The 798-nt window shown below is 36.2% G+C and carries 1 protein-coding gene; it reads right to left on the reverse strand.

Translation table 11 applies throughout. The annotated features are described in order from the left end of the window. Positions 1–121: 121 nt before the first annotated feature. Positions 122–772: a hypothetical protein gene (locus DK872_RS27225; RefSeq protein WP_161519138.1), complete on the reverse strand. Its 651-nt coding sequence runs from the start codon at positions 770–772 to the stop codon at positions 122–124. Positions 773–798: the final 26 nt, after the last annotated feature.

A 798-nucleotide genomic window follows, 5' to 3' on the forward strand; every position in this document is an offset into this window, starting at 1 on the left:
CTGGAAGATTGGGGAACGCGTTTTGAGGACTGTTTTACACTTAACTCTGTAAAGTCGCGCTCGTTCCTCGCTACGGCTTCGCCAAGTTAAAATTAGGATCATCGATAGTGATTCAAGAACACTAATTATAATTTTTTTCTATAAATCTGTTTAAGTATTCAGGATCAGTTTTTAGTTTGCTGATGATATTGTTTTTTCGCCCAATGGCGGTGCTGTGATTTTTAGCTTTGTTTTTAGCTTTTTGAGCCTCTTGCTTGTAGTGCTTCACCAACTGGTTATTTTCATCGATAGTTTTGTTTAGTTCATGTAACTTTTGACTTAGATTTATCTGTGTACGGTTTAATTCTCTTTCTTTCTTTAATATTGCGTTTTTTCTCGCTTCAATTTCTATGTGTTGGTTCTCTACTTCAAGCGCTGCGTTTTTTCTCGCTCTTTCTTGTGCGTTTTCAACGTCATATACGCACTGTTCTTTTAAGCTTTCGTAGTGCTGTAGGTTCTTTTTAAGTTCATCTTTTAGGTTTTTCACTTCGCTGTTTTGGCTTGCGTCAAACACCAGTAAAGTAATGGCGGCTATAATTACTGCTACAACTAACCCAACAATTATGCTGATTGGCCATAATTCTAAAAAGCGTTCTGTCGTTGTGTAGTTATCTCTAAAATAATCCCCATTTTCTTCTATTAAAAGCGTTGTACTACTCAGTACATCGATTGAATGCCAAAGCCCTAGGCATGCAGCAATAAGAATTAAAAAGGCAATATAAGTTGTTTTCATCGTAAATAGATCTCTGTAATTTCAGG

Source organism: Kosakonia sp. MH5 (assembly GCF_009935945.1).
Taxonomy (GTDB): Bacteria; Pseudomonadota; Gammaproteobacteria; order Enterobacterales; family Enterobacteriaceae; genus Kosakonia; species Kosakonia radicincitans.

Excerpts from the sequence above, each read along its gene's own strand:
- DK872_RS27225 (WP_161519138.1), bottom strand. The coding sequence starts at position 772 with ATGAAAACAACTTATATTGCCTTTTTAATTCTTATTGCTGCATGCCTA.